General features: G+C 73.1%; 18 protein-coding genes. 8 read left to right on the top strand and 10 right to left on the bottom strand.

The window, feature by feature from the left end; all coding sequences use genetic code 11:
* Window positions 1–14: 14 nt before the first annotated feature.
* The 6 genes from QSJ60_RS16200 to QSJ60_RS16175 all read right to left on the bottom strand — a co-directional run bounded on the left by QSJ60_RS16200 (window position 15) and on the right by QSJ60_RS16175 (window position 4,814).
* The gene (locus QSJ60_RS16200; protein WP_285464513.1) at window positions 15–1,139 is read right to left on the bottom strand and encodes an ABC transporter ATP-binding protein; all 1,125 of its coding nucleotides are present in this window, start codon (window positions 1,137–1,139) and stop codon (window positions 15–17) included.
* Window positions 1,136–1,966, bottom strand: a complete 831-nt coding sequence (locus tag QSJ60_RS16195) for an ABC transporter permease (protein ID WP_230764501.1) — start codon at window positions 1,964–1,966, stop codon at window positions 1,136–1,138. The genes QSJ60_RS16200 and QSJ60_RS16195 overlap by 4 nt, the downstream gene beginning before the upstream one ends.
* Window positions 1,963–2,889: an ABC transporter permease gene (locus QSJ60_RS16190; protein ID WP_285464511.1), complete on the bottom strand. Its 927-nt coding sequence runs from the start codon at window positions 2,887–2,889 to the stop codon at window positions 1,963–1,965. The genes QSJ60_RS16195 and QSJ60_RS16190 overlap by 4 nt, the downstream gene beginning before the upstream one ends.
* Window positions 2,890–2,891: 2 nt before the next feature.
* A complete protein-coding gene (locus tag QSJ60_RS16185) occupies window positions 2,892–4,019 on the bottom strand; it encodes an ABC transporter substrate-binding protein (protein WP_285464510.1) in 1,128 nt (375 codons plus the stop codon).
* 126 nt (window positions 4,020–4,145) lie between these two features.
* A complete protein-coding gene (locus QSJ60_RS16180) occupies window positions 4,146–4,436 on the bottom strand; it encodes a DUF4287 domain-containing protein (protein WP_230764495.1) in 291 nt (96 codons plus the stop codon).
* Window positions 4,437–4,478: 42 nt separating this feature from the next.
* Entirely contained in the window at window positions 4,479–4,814 is a 336-nt protein-coding gene (locus QSJ60_RS16175; protein ID WP_229781732.1) for a cupin domain-containing protein, read from the bottom strand.
* 46 nt (window positions 4,815–4,860) lie between these two features.
* Between QSJ60_RS16175 and QSJ60_RS16170 the strand changes: the two genes are divergently transcribed.
* The gene (locus tag QSJ60_RS16170; RefSeq protein ID WP_285464503.1) at window positions 4,861–5,850 is read left to right on the top strand and encodes an ArsR/SmtB family transcription factor; all 990 of its coding nucleotides are present in this window, start codon (window positions 4,861–4,863) and stop codon (window positions 5,848–5,850) included.
* A gap of 10 nt (window positions 5,851–5,860) precedes the next feature.
* Here QSJ60_RS16170 and QSJ60_RS16165 read toward each other — a convergent pair whose 3' ends face one another.
* Window positions 5,861–6,769: a LysR family transcriptional regulator gene (locus QSJ60_RS16165; protein WP_285464500.1), complete on the bottom strand. Its 909-nt coding sequence runs from the start codon at window positions 6,767–6,769 to the stop codon at window positions 5,861–5,863.
* An 83-nt stretch (window positions 6,770–6,852) separates the two neighbouring features.
* Here QSJ60_RS16165 and QSJ60_RS16160 point away from each other — a divergent pair, with 83 nt between their 5' ends.
* Window positions 6,853–8,394 (top strand): aminotransferase class I/II-fold pyridoxal phosphate-dependent enzyme, encoded by a 1,542-nt coding sequence (locus QSJ60_RS16160; RefSeq protein ID WP_285464498.1) that lies wholly within the window; start codon window positions 6,853–6,855, stop codon window positions 8,392–8,394.
* On the opposite strand, the gene QSJ60_RS16155 is transcribed toward QSJ60_RS16160, so the two are convergent.
* Both QSJ60_RS16155 and QSJ60_RS16150 read right to left on the bottom strand, forming a co-directional pair.
* Window positions 8,387–8,962, bottom strand: a complete 576-nt coding sequence (locus tag QSJ60_RS16155; protein WP_189085769.1) for a GNAT family N-acetyltransferase — start codon at window positions 8,960–8,962, stop codon at window positions 8,387–8,389. The two genes, QSJ60_RS16160 and QSJ60_RS16155, sit on opposite strands and share 8 nt — an antisense overlap.
* Before the next feature lie 46 nt (window positions 8,963–9,008).
* The gene (locus tag QSJ60_RS16150) at window positions 9,009–9,575 is read right to left on the bottom strand and encodes a TetR/AcrR family transcriptional regulator (protein ID WP_285464496.1); all 567 of its coding nucleotides are present in this window, start codon (window positions 9,573–9,575) and stop codon (window positions 9,009–9,011) included.
* A 129-nt stretch (window positions 9,576–9,704) separates the two neighbouring features.
* Between QSJ60_RS16150 and QSJ60_RS16145 the strand changes: the two genes are divergently transcribed.
* Entirely contained in the window at window positions 9,705–10,718 is a 1,014-nt protein-coding gene (locus QSJ60_RS16145; protein WP_230764482.1) for an SDR family NAD(P)-dependent oxidoreductase, read from the top strand.
* A gap of 69 nt (window positions 10,719–10,787) precedes the next feature.
* Here QSJ60_RS16145 and QSJ60_RS16140 read toward each other — a convergent pair whose 3' ends face one another.
* Window positions 10,788–11,660, bottom strand: a complete 873-nt coding sequence (locus tag QSJ60_RS16140; RefSeq protein ID WP_285464493.1) for an oxygenase MpaB family protein — start codon at window positions 11,658–11,660, stop codon at window positions 10,788–10,790.
* Between the two features lie 78 nt (window positions 11,661–11,738).
* On the opposite strand from QSJ60_RS16140, the gene QSJ60_RS16135 reads away from it, so the two are divergent.
* From QSJ60_RS16135 to QSJ60_RS16115, 5 genes are all read left to right on the top strand, one after another.
* Entirely contained in the window at window positions 11,739–12,392 is a 654-nt protein-coding gene (locus QSJ60_RS16135) for a TetR/AcrR family transcriptional regulator (protein ID WP_285464491.1), read from the top strand.
* A 28-nt stretch (window positions 12,393–12,420) separates the two neighbouring features.
* Window positions 12,421–13,497 (top strand): alpha/beta hydrolase, encoded by a 1,077-nt coding sequence (locus QSJ60_RS16130; RefSeq protein ID WP_285464490.1) that lies wholly within the window; start codon window positions 12,421–12,423, stop codon window positions 13,495–13,497.
* Between the two features lie 228 nt (window positions 13,498–13,725).
* Window positions 13,726–14,214, top strand: coding sequence for an FBP domain-containing protein (locus QSJ60_RS16125; RefSeq protein ID WP_230764475.1), 489 nt, complete (start codon window positions 13,726–13,728; stop codon window positions 14,212–14,214).
* Between the two features lie 47 nt (window positions 14,215–14,261).
* Complete coding sequence (locus QSJ60_RS16120) at window positions 14,262–14,741, top strand: GNAT family N-acetyltransferase (protein ID WP_285464487.1); 480 nt, start codon at window positions 14,262–14,264, stop codon at window positions 14,739–14,741.
* 83 nt (window positions 14,742–14,824) lie between these two features.
* A complete protein-coding gene (locus tag QSJ60_RS16115; protein WP_189085775.1) occupies window positions 14,825–15,403 on the top strand; it encodes a TetR/AcrR family transcriptional regulator in 579 nt (192 codons plus the stop codon).
* Window positions 15,404–15,478 lie beyond the last annotated feature (75 nt).

The following is a 15,478-nucleotide window of genomic DNA, read 5'->3' as shown; positions in this document are numbered from 1 at the left end:
GCGGTGCTCCGAGCCTAGAGCCTCCGCCTGAGAGCGGGCGCGCAGCCGGGCAGCCCGGGGCATCCCTCCCGCGGGCGCACCGCGACGGGCGCGGGCTCGATGCCGAGCGTCACCCGCTCGTCGAACTGCACCCGCTCGCCGACCGCGTGCTGCATGCGCAGCAGCTGCCCGCCCGCGGTGCGGAGCACGGTGCGCCGCACGCTGCCGAGGAAGGTGCTCTCGAGCACCACGGCGTCGATCGGTCCGCCGAGGCGCACGTTCTCCGGCCGCACGAAGGCCTCGGCCGGGCCATCCGCCGCCTCGCCGACGATCGGGAGGCGGATGCCGAGCACCTCCGCGGCCCCGCCACCGACGGTGCACGGCAGCACGCTCGACAGGCCGACGAACTCGGCGACGTGCGCCGTCGCGGGCCGCAGGTAGAGCTCCTCCGGCGTGCCGATCTGGTCGATGCGCCCGGCGTTCATCACCGCGATCCGATCGGAGACGGCGAGGGCCTCCTCCTGGTCGTGCGTCACGAACACGGTCGTGATGCCGAGGCGCAGCTGGATGCGGCGGATCTCGTCGCGCAGCGTCACGCGCACCTTCGCGTCGAGCGCCGAGAGCGGCTCGTCGAGCAGCAGCACCCGGGGCTCGGTGACGAGCGCGCGGGCGAGGGCCACGCGCTGCTGCTGCCCGCCCGAGAGCTGGTGCGGGTAGCGCTCGCCGAAGCCGGTGAGTCCGACGAGGGCGAGGGCGTCGCGCACCCGCTCGGCGGCCTCGCGCTTCGCGACCTTCCGCATCCGCAGTCCGAAGGCGGTGTTCGCGGTGACGTCGAGGTGCGGGAAGAGCGAGTACGCCTGGAACACCATGCCGAGGTCGCGGCGGTTCGTCGGCACCGCCGAGACGTCGGCGCCGCCGATGCGTACGGTGCCGCCGTTCGCGCGCTCGAGGCCGGCGAGCACCCGCAGCGCCGTCGTCTTGCCGCAGCCCGAGGGACCCAGCAGGGAGACGAACTCGCCGGGCTGGATCCCGAGATCCAGGCCGTGCAGCACCCGGGTCCGCCCGTAGTCCTTGACGACGCCCTCGAAGGCGACGGCCGAGCCCGTGCGGGCCCCGGCGAGGATCGCGTTGTCGGCGGTCGCGATGGCGGTGTCGGTCATGGCTGGTCCTTCGGGGGTCGGCTGGAGCGTCGGGCGCGCGGCGTCCCGCCGCCGATGCGCCCGATGACGACGAGCAGCACGAAGGCGAAGGCGAGCGCGAGGAGGGAGAGGATGACCGAGGCGTACGGGTCCTGCTTGCCGACGACGACGAGCGCCGTCTGCAGGTTCTGCCGGTTGAGCAGCGAGGCGATCGTGAACTCGCCGAGCACGACCGCGACGGAGATGAGCGAGGCGGCGAGCAGCCCCGGGCGGAGGTTCGGGGCGAGCACGCGCAGGAGCACCGCGGGCCAGCTCGCGCCGAGCGAACGGGCGGCCTCGGCGAGGACGCGCAGCTCGGTCGCGTCGATCGCGGCCTGGATGGCCCGGTACGCGAACGGCAGCACGGTGACGCCGTAGGCGAAGGCGAGCGGCCAGATGCCGGTGCCGATCGTGCGGCCGATGGCGAGGTAGATCGGCGCGAGGCCGACGACGAGCACGATCGCGGGGATCGAGATCGGCAGCAGCGCGAGGAACTCGAACGGGCGCTTCAGCTTGGGGAAGCGCAGCTCGACGAGCACCATCGTCGGCGCGAGCAGCAGCAGCACGATCGCGACGGTCACGACGGCGAGCACGACCGAGTTGCCGAGCCCGGTCCAGATGGGCCGGTACGTGCCCGCCTTCGCCGGGTCGAAGAGCTCGACCCAGTGCACGAGGGAGTGGCCGCCCGTGGCCGCGTCACGGAGCGTGTACTCCGCCATCGACACGATCGGGATCGCGAACAGCACGATGATCGCGAGCCCGATCAGCCAGCGCACGGCGGGGTGCGGGGCGAAGCCGCGGGTGTTCATCGCTGCCACCTGGCGGCGCGGCGCTGCACGAGGGCGTAGAGCGACATCGTCACCGCCATCACGACGATCATGCCGAGCGCGAGCGCGCCCGCGAGGTTCTCCCGGCCGAGGAGCGTCTCGCTCGTGAGCGCGGTGCGGATCTGCAGCGGCACGATCTGCGAGCCCTGGCTCGCGAGGGCCGCAGCGGTCGCGTACGAGGAGAAGGCGTTCGCGAACAGCAGCAGCAGGCTCGCGAGGAACGACGGGGCGAGGACGGGGATGCCGATGTGCCACCAGAAGCCCGCGCGGGTGCCGCCGAGCGTGAGGTTCGCCTCGGCCCACTGCGGGCGGAGCGCGCTCATGGCGGGCATGAAGGTGATCACCATGAGCGGCACCTGGAAGAAGAGATAGGGCAGGATGAGGCCGGGCAGGCCGTAGATCCAGGCGCCCTCGGCGAACAGGTCGATGCCGAAGCGGTCCTTCAGGGTGAGCGTGACGAGGCCCTGCAGGCCGATCGTCGCGATGAAGGCGAAGGCGAGCATGACGCCGCCGAACTGCGCGAGCACCCCGCTCGCGGCGTCGACGAGCCGGCGGGTGCGGCCGGTCTCGGGCAGGCCCGCCATCGCGTAGCAGGCGAGCGCGCCGAGGAGCGCGCCGCCGGCGGCGGTGAGCGCCGAGAGCCAGGCGGAGTTCGCGAAGGTCTGCACGATCACCGGGTCGACGAGGGCGGCGACGTTCGAGAGCGTGAAGCTCCCGTCGGCGTCGACGAAGCCGCTCGCGACGGTCAGGACCGTGGGCAGGGCGAGGAAGATCAGCAGGTAGGCGGCGAAGGGCACGAGGCCGAGCACCGCCGCGGCGCCGGAGCCGAGGCGCCGCCGGGGCGGAGGGAGCTCCTCCGCCCCGGCGGCGTCGACGAGCGGTGCCGCGGGAGCGGCGACGGTCATGCTCAGCCGACCGCCGCGGCCCACTTCTCGCCGAGCAGGGTGCCGGCGTTCGTCGACTGCTCCTCGGTCGGCACGACCGTGTCCTCCGGCGCCTCGGGGAGCGCGTCGAAGAGCTTCTGGTCGATGGTGCCGGCGTCGGCCATGGCCTCGGCGCGGACGGGGCGGGCGCCGCCCTTCAGCCAGAGGTTCTGCACCTCGTCGCTGTAGAGGAACTCCTGCCAGAGACGGGCCGCCGCGGGGTGCGGGGCGTCCGCGTTGATGGCCTGGTTGTAGTAGCCGGCGTAGCCGGTTCCCGGCAGGATGACCGTCTTCCAGTTCGGGTTGTCGGCGGTGTGCGCGGCGTTCAGGTAGTCCCAGTCGAAGACGACGGGGGTCTCGCCCGAGGTGACCGTCGCGGTGGTGACGTCGACCTTCAGCAGGTTGCCGGCCTGGTTCAGCTTCTGGAAGAAGTCGATGCCGGGCTGGAAGTCGTCGAGGGTGCCGTCGGACTGCACGGTCGCGAGGCCCACGGCGGCGAACGCGGCGCCCGCCTGGGTCGGGTCGCCGTTGATGGCGACGGCGCCCTTGTAGTCGGCGCCGAGCAGCGCGTCGAGGCTCGCCGGCTCGGCGTACTTCGCCGAGTCGTAGCCGATCGACATGTACCCGCCGTAGTCGCCGACGAAGAGGCCCGAGGGCTCCTTCAGCTCGGCGGGGATGTCGTCCCAGCCCGCGACCTGGTACGGCGCGAACTGCTTCGTGTTCTGCAGGGCGACGGTGAGGCCGAGGTCGAACACGTCGGGCGCGGTGTCGAGGCCGGCGTTCGTCTCGGCGGCCTGGATCTCCTCGGCGCTGGACGCGTCGGGGGAGGCCTCGTTGATCGTGATCTCCGGGTACTTCTCGGCGAAGAGGTCGAGGATCTCGCCGTAGTTCGCCCAGTCGCGCGGGAGCGCGATGACGTTCAGCTGGCCCTCGGCCTTCGCGGCCTCCTCGAGCGCGGCGAGATCGCCGAAGTCGGCGAGGCTCGTGGCCGTCGCGGCATCCGTCCCGCCGTCGCCGCCCGCGGCGTCGGCCGAGCCGCCGGCGCAGCCGGCGAGGCCGAGCACGACCGCGGTCGACAGGGCGAGCGCACCGAGTGCGTAGTGCTTCTTCAACGCGTGTCCTCCGTCTGGCGCCGGGCCGCCCGCGCTGTGGATGCGGGCGTCGGGACCGCAGCGCCAGAGCGAAGTTAGGAGCCGAAGGAGGACGGTCGGGAGTGCGCCGGTGAATGCGCGGTGAACTCAGCGGTTCGGGTTCGTGTCCTTGCCGTCGAGCCAGAGCGTGTCGGTGGCGTCGCGGTGCACGCCGTCGGTGCCGACGTGCTTCTGGCTGATCTTCGGCCCCTTGGTGATGACGTGCACGAGCGCCATGGCGTGGCCCTGGCCGAGGCCGTAGTCGGCCTTCAGCCAGGCCACGATCGGCGTGGCCTTGGTGGTCTCGTCGAAGCCCTGCTCGTGGGCCAGCTCGAGGAACTGGCGGGGCGTCAGCCCGGTCTTCGTCTCGATGTTGTCGAGGTAGCTCTGGAACGACATGCGGTGCTCCCTGGTGGGCGGTTGGCGGTGGGCGGCGGGTGGTCAGGAGGTCTGGACGATGGTGTCGGAGGCGTGGATGCCGATGAGGCGCAGCTTGCCCGGCCCGGCGTTCACGAAGCCGTGCCAGGTGTTCGGCGGCACGGTGGCGGTGTCGCCGTCGTGGAGTTCGAGCTCCTCGTCCCCGATCGTGGCACGCGCGGTGCCCTCGATGACGAGCCACGTCTCGTGGTACGGATGCCAGTGCCGCTCGGCGCCTTCGCCCGGCTGGTTGTCGACGAAGAAGTACGAGATGGCGGCCTCGTGCTCGCGGCCTTCGAAGCGGCGCGTGCCGCGGGTGCCGATGCGGAGTTCCTCGGCGGTGACGATGTGTGCTGACATGCCATGAGCTTCCGCCCGAGGCATCCGCGCTCGGTAGTCTTTCGATGTGGATCGAAACTTCGTGGACTTCCGGCTGGCCCCCGGCGACGTCTCGGCGATCCGCTTCGGCGTCTCGCCCGGCCACGAACTGGCGCACGCGGTGCGCGTGCTGCAGCGCCCGGCGGAGCATCCGCTGCAGTGGGGCTGGCTGCGGGCGGTGCGCGAACGCCTGCCCCGCGAGCCGTTCGAGCTCCTCGCCGTGCTCATCGGCGTCGACGGCTACCTGCCCGACTTCCTCACCTCCGACCCCGCCTGGGACCTCGAGCCCGCCGACGAGGCCGAGGCCATCCGCCGGGCGCCGATCGCGCCCATGCTCGTCGACCTCGAGAAGATGGTGCTGCGCTCCGAGGGCTCCAGGCAGGACGCCCTGCGCCGGATGATCGCCGCGCCCGAGCGGGCGCGCGCGATGGTCGCGGACGCCTGGGACGCGGTGTGGGATGCCGCGCTCGCCCCCGTCTGGCCGCAGCTCGAGCGGATCCTCCGCGCCGATATCGCCGTGCGCTCGCGGCGGGTCGCGACGGCGGGGCTCGCGAGCATGATCGACGAGCTGCATCCCTCGGTGCGCTGGAGCGAGGGCTCCGTGCGGGTGCAGCTGCGCCTGCACCGGGAGGCGCTCGACTGCCGGGGGAGCGGGCTCGTGCTCGTGCCCTCGGTGATGAGCTCCCTCGGCTGCATGGTGCTCACCGAGCCGCCCGCCCAGCCGACCGTGTTCTACCCGGCGCAGGGGGTCACCGAGCGATGGGCGCGCGACCCTGCGTCCATCGAGGCCGCGCTCGGTGCGCTGCTCGGCCCCGCCCGCGCCGGCATCCTGCTCTCGGCGCACAGCGCCCGCAGCACCTCGCAGGTCGCCGCCGACGCCGGCCTCGCCGTCTCGACCGTCTCGCACCACCTCACGGTGCTCCGCGACGCCGGGCTCGTCGCGAGCCGCCGCGAGGGCACGAGCGTGCTGCACCTGCGCACGCCGCTCGGCGAGGCGATGATCGGGGCGGTGCTCTAGGCGCCGTGCTCTAGACCTGCTCGCGCTCGCCCGCCGCGCCCGCGCCGAGCGCCGCCGACAGGGCATCGCGCAGCCCAGGTGCCATCGTCGCCGCCGTGACGAGCGAGACCTCGCGCGAGAGCCGGAGCCCGGCCGGAGGAGCGAGCACGAGGTCGTCGCGCCACACCGGCAGCGCGAGCTCGGGCACGAGGGCGACCCCGAGTCCCGCCGCGACGTATTCCACGACCACCCGGTAGTCGTCGCTGCGCGGGCCGATCACGGGCTCGAAGCCCGCCCGTCGCGCCGCAGCGCGGAACGCCGCGTCGACCGGGTCGTCGTCCTTCGTGCCGATGATCCAGGGGGTCTCGGCCAGCGCGCGGAGCGGCACCGGCCCGCCGTCGGTGAGCGGATGCCCCGCCGGGAGCACGAGCGAGAAGCGCTCCGTGAAGAGCCGGGTGCGGGTGAGGCCCGGCGTCGGGTGCGGCGCCTCGCCGGGAGTGTCGTAGACGACGGCCGCGTCGAGCGCCATCCGCCCGAGCGCGGCCTCGATGCCGTCGAGCTCGGCCTCGAAGGCCTCCACGCGCCATCCCTGTCCGTCGAGCGTCTGCACGAGCCGGGGGAGCAGCCGGGCTGCGGCGGTCGGGAACACCCCGAAGCGCACCGTGCGCCGCCTCGCCTCGAGCGCGTCCCGCACCTCGGTGAGCGCCCGGTCGGCGCGCTCCGTGATCGCGACGGCGTGCGGCAGCCAGGCTCGGCCGGCCTCGGTCAGCCGGGTTCCCGCCGAATCGCTCGCGATCACCGGCGCCCCCGTGACCCGGCCGAGCGCCGCCAGGTGGTGCGAGACGGTGGGTTGGCTCCAGTCGAGGGCCCGCGCCGCCTGGGCGAGCGAGCCGTGCTCCTCGACCGCGCGCAGGGCGCGCAGCTGACGCAGGTCGAGCATCGTCGCTCACCTCCATACTCAGTATCGAGATCTGCAGCCTACCCGCTATTCCGTATCGAAGCGCTCGGGAGGATGATCGAGGCATGACCGCCCCCTACGCCGACGCCCTCGCCCAGTACGCCGCCCGCGACGACCGGGTGCGCCTCTACGTGCCCGGGCACGGTGCCGACGCCGAGGCGGCGCCCGCGCTCGCCGAGTACTTCGGGGCCGAGCTGCTGCGCCACGACGTGACACCGCTGCTCTCCGGGCTCGACAAGGGGCCGGGCAACGCGCTCGACGAGGCCCAGCGGCTCGCCGCGCGCGCCTGGGGCGCGAAGCGCACCTGGTTCCTCACGAACGGGGCCTCGCAGGCGAACCGGATGGCCGCGATTGCGCTCGGCTCCTTCCGCGCCGCGGACGAGCCCGTGCTCGCCCAGCGCAGCGCCCACTCCTCGTTCATCGACGGCATCATCCTCGCCGGCCTCGTGCCCGCCTTCGTCTCACCCACGATCGACCCCGTGCTCGGCATCAACCACGGCGTCTCGCCCGCCGCGCTCCGCGAGGCGATCGAGCGCGGCGAGGCCCGGCCGAAGGCCGTCTACCTCATCACGCCGAGCTACTTCGGCGCCGTCGCCGACGTCGCGGCGCTCGCCGAGGCCGCCCATGCGGTCGGCGCGCCGCTCATCGTCGACGCCGCCTGGGGCGCCCACTTCGGCTTCCACCCGGCGCTGCCGGAGAACCCGCTCGCGCTCGGCGCCGACCTCGTCGTCTCGAGCACGCACAAGCTCGCCGGCAGCCTCACCCAGTCGGCCATGCTGCACCTCGGCGACGGGCCATTCGCCGCGGAGCTCGAGCCGCTGCTCGAGCGCGCGTTCGCGCTCACCCAGTCGACGAGCACGAGTGCGCTGCTGCTCGCCTCGCTCGACCTCGCCCGCGACAGCATCGAGCACGGCGAAGCCCGCATCGCGGCTTCGATCGGGGCCGCCGACCGGCTGCGTGAGGCAGTTCGGTCGCGCGGCCGCTTCGGCATCGTGAGCGACGGCTTCGACCGCTTCGCGGACATCGTCGCGGTCGACCCGCTGCGGGTCTCGATCGACGTCGGCGCCGCCGGGCTGAACGGGCACGCGGTGCGCGAGCGGCTCGAGCACGAGGGCGTCTCCTTCGAGATCTCGACCGACTCGGCCGTCGTCGCCGTGCTGGGCGCGGGCGCCGTGCCCGACGTCGATCGCGTCGTCGAGGCATTGCACGCGATCCCGGCCGTCGAGCCCGCCGCCGGCGAGGCCCTCGTCGCCCGCGCCGGCGCGCTCGCGCTGCCCGCACCCGGGCCGCTCGTGATGCGCCCCCGCGACGCCTTCCTCGCGCCGGGCGAGGCCGTGCCGATCGAGCAGGCCGTCGGCCGGGTGTCGACCGACTCGCTCGCGGCGTACCCGCCCGGCATCCCGAACGTGCTGCCCGGCGAGCGCATCACCGCCGAGGTGGTCGCGTTCCTGCGCCGCATCGCGGCGATGCCCGGCGGGCACGTCCGCGGCGCGGCCGACCCGGCGCTCTCGGTGCTGCGCGTCGTGCGCGCCGATCGCGGGCAGCCCGACGCAGCGGCCGACGCCGACGCAGTGCTCGACGCCGATCGGGAGCTCGCGCTCAGCTGAGGTCGAGCCGCATGATGACGCGCGGATGCCCCGACAGCACCGACTGCGTGTCGGCGGCCTTCTCGAAGCCCGCCGCCTCGAACACCGCGCGAGTGCCGACGTAGGCCATCGTCAGGTCGACCTTCTCGCCCCGGTTGTCGACCGGGTAGCCCTCGATCGCGGGCGCGCCGCGCTCGCGCGCGAACTCGACGGCCCCGGTGAGCAGGTGGTGCACGAGGCCCTGTTTGCGATGGCCGGGACGCACCCGGAAGCACCACACCGACCACACGTCGAGCTCGTCGACGTGCGGGATGCGCCGGTTCTTCGCGAAGCTCGTGTCGGCGCGCGGGTGCACGGCAGCCCAGCCGACCGGCTCGTCGCCGTCGTAGGCGAGCACGCCGGGCGGCGGGTCCTCGGCGCAGAGCTCGCGCACCCGGGCGGAGCGGGCCGGCTCCTTCAGCGACACGTTCTCCTTCGAGGACAGCAGGCGGTAGCTCAGGCAGAAGCACACGTTCGACGTCGGCTTCTTCGGCCCGATGACGGCGGCCACGTCGTCGAAGACGTCGGCCGGGCGGACTTCGATCCCCATGCGCAGAGTCTGGCACCCGCCACCGACAACGCGACGGCGCACCGCGCTACGGCGGCTCGCGAGTGTCGCCGGGGCCGAGCACCATGCGCCAGAGCCATTCGGCGGCGACGTCGACGTCGGGCAGCGGGTCGAGTTCGAGCCAGGCGGTGATGACGCCCACGATCGAGCCGGCGAGGCCGGCCGCGGCGACCTCGATGGGCATCTCGTCGAAGGCGTGCGAGTGGGTGCGCGCGACGCCCTCGCGCACGAGTGCGGCGACGCGGCCGCGGAGCCGGGCGACGACGAGCGCGGAGCCGCGCGGGCCGAGCGCGCGCCGGTAGAGCTCGGCGTGGTCGGCGAAGTGGCTGAGGAAGTGCGTCATGCCCTCCGGCGGCCGACCGGTCGGCACGAGCTCGAGCTCGGGGGCGCTCGCGCCCGCGGCGTCGGCCGCGGCGTCGAGGGCGTCGGCGAGCAGTTCGTCGCGGTCGCCGTAGTGCTGGTAGAAGCTGCTGCGGTTGACGCCGGCTCGCTCGGCGATGAGGCTGATGCTCAGTTCGTCGTACGGCCGCTCGCGGGCGAGTTCGAGCAGCGCGCCCTGCAGCGCCCGCCTGGTCCGTTCGACTCGTGCATCCACCGTGCGAGTCTGCCAGCTCGACGGCGCGAGAGCTGGGATATTTCCGACATTCGTCGGTTTTCCAACAAGTGTCGGATACCCTGAAGAGGACGCGAGATCACGCGCCTGGGACCGAAGAAGGAGACCCCGATGTCGCACCACCCCCTCACCGCGAACAGCTCGATCGAGCAGTGGCTCGAGCACCCGGAGGGCGGTCCGCTCGTCCGCGGCCTGCTCGCCGCGAGCGGCGCCTCGGAGGAGACCCTCGCCCCGATCAAGGGGCTCCCGCTGCAGCAGCTCGTCGCCCTCAGCCAGGGGCAGCTGCCGCAGTCCGTGATCGACGACCTCGTGCTGAAGGCGAACGGCGGCGTCATGCCCGAAGACGACGCCGAGGCATCCGGCTGGCAGGAGCGCGTGACGCCCGGCCGCTTCGACGGCCGCACCATCGTCGTGACCGGCGCGGCCTCCGGCATCGGCCGCGCCACCGCCTCGCGCATCGTGCGCGAGGGCGGCAGGGTCGTCGCCGTCGACATCTCCGCCGAGCGGCTCGAGGAGTTCGCGGCCTCCGCGCCCGAGGGGCAGGTCGTCGCGGTCGCCGCCGACGTCACGAAGCAGGACGACATCGATCGCGTCGTCGCCGCGGCGGGCGGCCGCATCGACGGCCTCGCCAACGTCGCCGGCGTGAACGACGACTTCTCGCCGCTCGCCGAGACGAGCGACGCGATCTGGGACCGCGTCATCGGCATCAACCTCACCGGCGTCTTCAAGCTCACCCGCGCGGTGCTGCCCGGCATGGTGGAGGCCGGTCGCGGCTCGGTCGTGAACGTCGCGAGCGAGGCCAGCATCCGCGGCAACGCCTCGGGCAACGCGTACACCGTGTCGAAGCACGGCGTCGTGGGCCTGACTCGCAGCGCCGCCTTCATGTATGGGCCGCAGGGCATCCGGGTGAACGCGGTCGCCCCGGGCGGCGTCGCGACCGGCATCCCCTTCCCGCCGCACGTCTCGGAGGCCGGGCAGGCCCGGCTCACCCCGTTCCAGCAGCAGATCCCGACGATCGCGACCGCCGAGCAGCTGGCCGCGTCGATCACCTTCCTGCTGAGCGACGACGGCGTGAACATCAACGGCGCCGTGCTGCCGAGCGACGGCGGCTGGTCGGTGCAGTAGTCCGGCCATCCGTCCGCTCCCGCGACGCGCCGGAGCCGCTTCCCCCGCGGCTCCGGCGCGTCGCGCGTTTCAGGCCGGGCGGCGCAGCTTCCGGTACGGGTGCGTGTCGACCCGCGTGGTGAGCTCGGTGATCGTGCGCTCGTAGCCGGCGCTGCGCCGTGCGGCGCGGATGAGGCCGCGTGTGGTCCCGGCCGCCGCGCGCAGGTTCATCGGCCGGCCCTCGATGCCATAGAGCAGGCGCGCCCAGTCCGGCAGGAGGGAGAGGATGCCGTCCTGGATCACGACGCCGGTCCACGCCTTCACCGGGTTGCCGCCGAGCGACGGCCGGCGCAGGCTCCGGCTGAGCTCGGCCGCCGGGAGCGTGAGCGCCATCCGCTCGCGCTGCGCCGAGACGTAGTCGTCGAGCTCCGCGCGGGTCGCCGGGAGCGCGTGCTCGATGCCGACGAGTCGGGCGGCGACGTGCTGCTCGCGCACGAACTCGTCCTGCTCGGCGCGGCTGAGTTCCGGGCCGAACGCCTCGGCCGCGCGCAAGACGCCCCAGACGACCGTGCTGTGCGTCCACTCGAGCCACTCGGGGGTGTCGGCGCGGAGCGTGCGGCCCGTCACCGGATCGGTCCAGCTCGCATGCGCGTGCATCCGCCGCACGGAGGCGCCGGCCGCGTCGGCGTGCGCGCGGTCGCCGAAGACGGTCGTGTCGATGTAGCGCGCCGTCCGCTCGGCGCGGCCCTGGGCGTCTTGGAACAGGTTCGTGGTGTGCTCGAAGAGGCGCATCATCTCGGGGTTGAGGGCCTGGAGCAGGATGGCGGCGATGCCGCCGAGCTTCGAGGCGGGATCGGCGAACAGGCGCCAGCTGACGCTGGCGGGGCCGAAGTAGCCGTCATCCGCGCGGGTGCTCGTGGCGCCCTGTCGGCTCGTCGTGGTCGTCTCCGTGGCGATGCTCATCCGTGCTCCCGAAATCTTGGACAAAGTGCAAGTTTGTACTCAGTCCAAGTCTGGGGGCAAGTCACGCATAATGGGGACATGGACGATTCGCGCAGCTCCGGGGGCCTGCGCGAGCGCAAGCGGCGCGCGACCGAGAACGCGATCGAAGAGGCCGCCGTCGGTCTGGCGCTGCGCGACGGGATCCCGGCGGCGACGGTCGAGGCGATCTGCCGGGAGGCCGGGGTCTCCCGAAGCACCTTCTTCAACTACTTCCCGAGCAAAGAGCAGGCGATCTTCGGGCGCGCCGCCGAGTTCGCGCCCGACGCCACGAGCGAGGCGATCCTCGACGCGCACGCCGGCGAACTCGCCGTCGGGGTGTTCTACGTGGGACTCCACGCGCTCGGCAGTCAGCGGGTCAACACCGAGGTGGCGCGCGCGCGAGTGGCCCTCGTCGCGGCCGACCCCTCCCTCGCGCACCATCACGCCGCGGCCGTCGCGAAGCTGGAAGCCGGACTCGTCGCGCTCCTCGCCGACTGGCTGGCCCGGCATCCCGACGCGCAGCGCCTGCCGGGCGACCCGCTCGTCGAGGCGACGCTCACCGTCGCGGCCGCCACCGGAGCGGGGCGGCTGATGATGGCCGAGTTCCTCGCCGGCGCGGGCGATGTTGCGATCGACGAGGAGCGGTTCCGGGCGGCGCTCGCCGCGATGGCGCTCGTCGCCGGCGCCGGCGCGCCCGGCGCGTCGCACGGGTGAACGCGGCGCGGCTGCCAGCATGTGAGGCGTGACCAGTCGACCGCGCACCGACCCTGCCGCCGCCGTCCTCGACCGTCGCCCGCCGCTCTCGCGACGCGCGCGGCGCTGGACCCTCGCCGCGCTGATCGCCGCCTTCGCGATCGTCGCGGTCACCGGCATCACCTCGGCGACGCCCTGGCCCGCGGCGATGCTCATCCGCTCGGTGTTCGAGCAGGGCGGCGCGGCGACGGTGCAGGAGATGCTCGACTACGGCCCCGAGCCCGCCGGCCCGGTTGACGCGCGGCTCGACCAGGCGACGGACGTCGCGGGCGGGCCGGGCACCGGCTTCGACGTGTTCACCCCGGCCGGAGCGAGCGGCGCGCACCCCACGGTCGTCTGGATCCACGGCGGCGCCTGGATCTCGGGCTCGAAGGAGAACGTCGCCCCCTACCTCAGCCTCATCGCGAGTCACGGCTACACGGCGGTCGGCGTCGACTACACCGTCGCCCCCGAGGCCACCTACCCGACCGCGGTGAACCAGCTGAACGACACCCTCGGCTACCTCCTCGAGCACGCCGAGGAGTACGGCGTCGACCCCGACCACCTCGTGCTCGCGGGCGATTCGGCCGGCGCGCAGCTCGCGAGCCAGCTCGCGGTGCTCACCACGAACGAGAAGTACGCGCACCTCCTCGGCATCGAGCCCGCGCTGCAGCCGCAGCAGCTCTCAGCGCTCGTGCTGAACTGCGGCGTCTACGACCTGCCCGCGATGGCCGAGCTGAACGGCATCGGGCAGTGGGGGCTCAAGGTCGCGCTGTGGGCGTACACGGGCACGAAGAACTGGTCGAGCGACTACGCGGGCAGCACGATGTCGACCATCGAGTTCGTCACGGAGGCGCTGCCGCCCACCTTCATCAGCGGCGGCAACGGCGACGCGCTCACCTGGATCGAGTCGATCCCGATGTCGACCGCCCTGCAGGACGCCGGCGTCGAGACGACCGAGCTGTTCTGGTCGGCCGACCACGAGCCGAAGCTCCCGCACGAGTACCAGTTCCACTTCAAGCTGGACGAGGCGCAGGAGGCCTTCGTGCAGACCATCGACTTCCTCGACCGCTACGCCGACCGCTGAGCCGGCCGGGCCTCCCGCTCGCGCACCGGAGTACACTCGACTCCGTGCTTCGATCCGTCTGCATCCAGGAGGTCTCCGGCGCCGCACGCGCCGCGATCAGGTGACCCCGCCCCCGGTTCCTCCGCGCGCGAGCAGGAGGGGCCGCGGTCCGGCGCGCCCGTGCGCCGAGGTCAACGATTCCTCCGGTCGCCCGTCCCCGGGCGCCACGCAGACAAAGGTCACTTCACCATGCACTCCCTGAACGACGCCCAGATCCGCGCCTCCTTCGTCAACGCCAGCGTGCGCGAACGCGCCGCCCTCACCCTGCCGCCCGGCTTCGCCGAGCTCGACTGGGACCGCCTCGACTTCCTCGGTTGGCGCGATCCCAAGCTCCCGCTCGTCGCGTACGCGGTCGTCCCGGGCGAGCAGGGCCCCGTCGGCATCATGCTGCGCCGGGCCGAGGGGCGCCTGCGCTCCCGGCCGCAGTGCGCGTGGTGCGAGGACGTGCACCTGCCGAACGACGTGCTCTTCTACGTCGCGAAGCGCGGCGGCCAGGCCGGCCGGCGCGGCGACACCGTCGGCACGCTCGTCTGCGCCGACTTCCAGTGCTCGAAGAACGTCAGGAAGCGACCGCCGGTCGCCTACCTCGGCTTCGACGTGGAGGCCGCGCGCGATCGCCGCATCCAGGCGCTGCGCGAGAACGTCGCCGGCTTCGTCCGCGCGGTGACGGCGGACTGAGCGCCCGCGGGGTCGGTGGATGCCTCGGTGCGTGGCATCGTGGGAGCGTGACGCTCACCACCATCGAGGCATCCGGATCCCGCTATGCGCTGCGCCGCGCCGAGCGCGACGACGTCGAGGCGATCCTCGAGCTGCTCGCCGGCGACGTGCTGCGCCGGGAGGAGTCGCGCAGCGACGACGCCGCCGCGCTGCGCGCCTTCGACGTCATCGACGCGGATGCCTCGCAGCTGCTCGTCGTCGTCGAGGGCCCCGGCGGCGCGATCGTGGGCACGATGCAGCTGAGCTTCATCCCGGGCCTGTCCCGCGGCGGGGCGACCCGGATGCAGATCGAGGCGGTGCGCGTCGATGAGGCGCTGCGCGGCGGCGGCATCGGCGCGGCGATGATCGAGTGGGCGATCGGTTGCGCCCGCGAGCGCGGCGCCCGGCTCGTGCAGCTCACGAGCGACGCGCGCCGCGACGCCGCCCACCGCTTCTACGAGCGACTGGGGTTCGAGGCGTCCCATCTCGGGTTCAAGCTCGCCCTCTGAGCGCCGACGCGCGAGGAAACCGCTCTTGCATGCCGCGGCATCGCGGACTAACCTCTGCCTAACTAATGATCGTTAGGCAGGCCATGACCAGAGCGCTGATCCTCTCCGAAGCCCGTGCGGTCTTCGGGCGACGAGGCTACGCCGAGGCGAGCCTGCGCGAGATCGCCGGGGCCGTCGGAATCAAGACGCCCTCCCTGTACGCGCACTTCCCCAGCAAGGAGGCGCTGTACGAGGCGGTCTACGCCGAGGTCGTCGTCGAGCACACCGCGTTCTTCGACGAGCTCGTGCAGCGAAGCGGCGCATTGCCGCCCCTGGAGCGGCTGCGCCACTTCCTCGGCGGCATCGAGTCGTACTACCGCGACCGCCCCGACCTCGCCGAGTTCAGCCTGCGCGCCGCGCTCGCCGAATACGGCCCCGACGGGCAGGCACTGCGGCAGATCTTCCTCGACACCGAGTCCGAGCTCGCCGCCGCGGTGCGGCGCGCGTACGACGACGGCGTCGCGGCGGGCAGCTTCGCCCCGGGCGATCCCGAGGGGTTCACCGCCCTCGTCTTCGTCATCATGGACGGCCTGTTCCTGCAGCTCACGCACTACGCGCCCGAGGTGTACCGCGAGCGATTCGAGCACGCCTGGCGGCAGCTCGCCGCCGTGCTGTCCGCCTGACCGTCATCCCCCACTCCCTCCCCCGAACTCCCGAGTCGCCCGACGCTCATGAACGTCGGGCACCTCGGCCACTCG

Origin of the sequence: Agromyces sp. NBRC 114283, assembly GCF_030268405.1 — a bacterium.
Lineage (GTDB): Bacteria > Actinomycetota > Actinomycetes > Actinomycetales > Microbacteriaceae > Agromyces > Agromyces mediolanus.
This window is presented reverse-complemented; position numbering and strand designations above follow the sequence as displayed.

What these genes read in the sequence shown, in the direction of transcription:
- QSJ60_RS16165 (WP_285464500.1), bottom strand. Translation starts at nt 6,769, where the DNA reads ATGCTCGACCTGCGTCAGCTGCGCGCCCTGCGCGCGGTCGAGGAGCAC.
- QSJ60_RS16175 (WP_229781732.1), bottom strand. Translation starts at nt 4,814, where the DNA reads ATGTCAGCACACATCGTCACCGCCGAGGAACTCCGCATCGGCACCCGC.
- QSJ60_RS16135 (WP_285464491.1), top strand. Translation starts at nt 11,739, where the DNA reads ATGGACGATTCGCGCAGCTCCGGGGGCCTGCGCGAGCGCAAGCGGCGC.
- QSJ60_RS16190 (WP_285464511.1), bottom strand. Translation starts at nt 2,889, where the DNA reads ATGACCGTCGCCGCTCCCGCGGCACCGCTCGTCGACGCCGCCGGGGCG.
- QSJ60_RS16145 (WP_230764482.1), top strand. Translation starts at nt 9,705, where the DNA reads ATGTCGCACCACCCCCTCACCGCGAACAGCTCGATCGAGCAGTGGCTC.
- QSJ60_RS16115 (WP_189085775.1), top strand. Translation starts at nt 14,825, where the DNA reads ATGACCAGAGCGCTGATCCTCTCCGAAGCCCGTGCGGTCTTCGGGCGA.
- QSJ60_RS16155 (WP_189085769.1), bottom strand. Translation starts at nt 8,962, where the DNA reads ATGGGGATCGAAGTCCGCCCGGCCGACGTCTTCGACGACGTGGCCGCC.
- QSJ60_RS16125 (WP_230764475.1), top strand. Translation starts at nt 13,726, where the DNA reads ATGCACTCCCTGAACGACGCCCAGATCCGCGCCTCCTTCGTCAACGCC.
- QSJ60_RS16180 (WP_230764495.1), bottom strand. Translation starts at nt 4,436, where the DNA reads ATGTCGTTCCAGAGCTACCTCGACAACATCGAGACGAAGACCGGGCTG.
- QSJ60_RS16195 (WP_230764501.1), bottom strand. Translation starts at nt 1,966, where the DNA reads ATGAACACCCGCGGCTTCGCCCCGCACCCCGCCGTGCGCTGGCTGATC.
- QSJ60_RS16160 (WP_285464498.1), top strand. Translation starts at nt 6,853, where the DNA reads ATGACCGCCCCCTACGCCGACGCCCTCGCCCAGTACGCCGCCCGCGAC.
- QSJ60_RS16140 (WP_285464493.1), bottom strand. Translation starts at nt 11,660, where the DNA reads ATGAGCATCGCCACGGAGACGACCACGACGAGCCGACAGGGCGCCACG.
- QSJ60_RS16200 (WP_285464513.1), bottom strand. Translation starts at nt 1,139, where the DNA reads ATGACCGACACCGCCATCGCGACCGCCGACAACGCGATCCTCGCCGGG.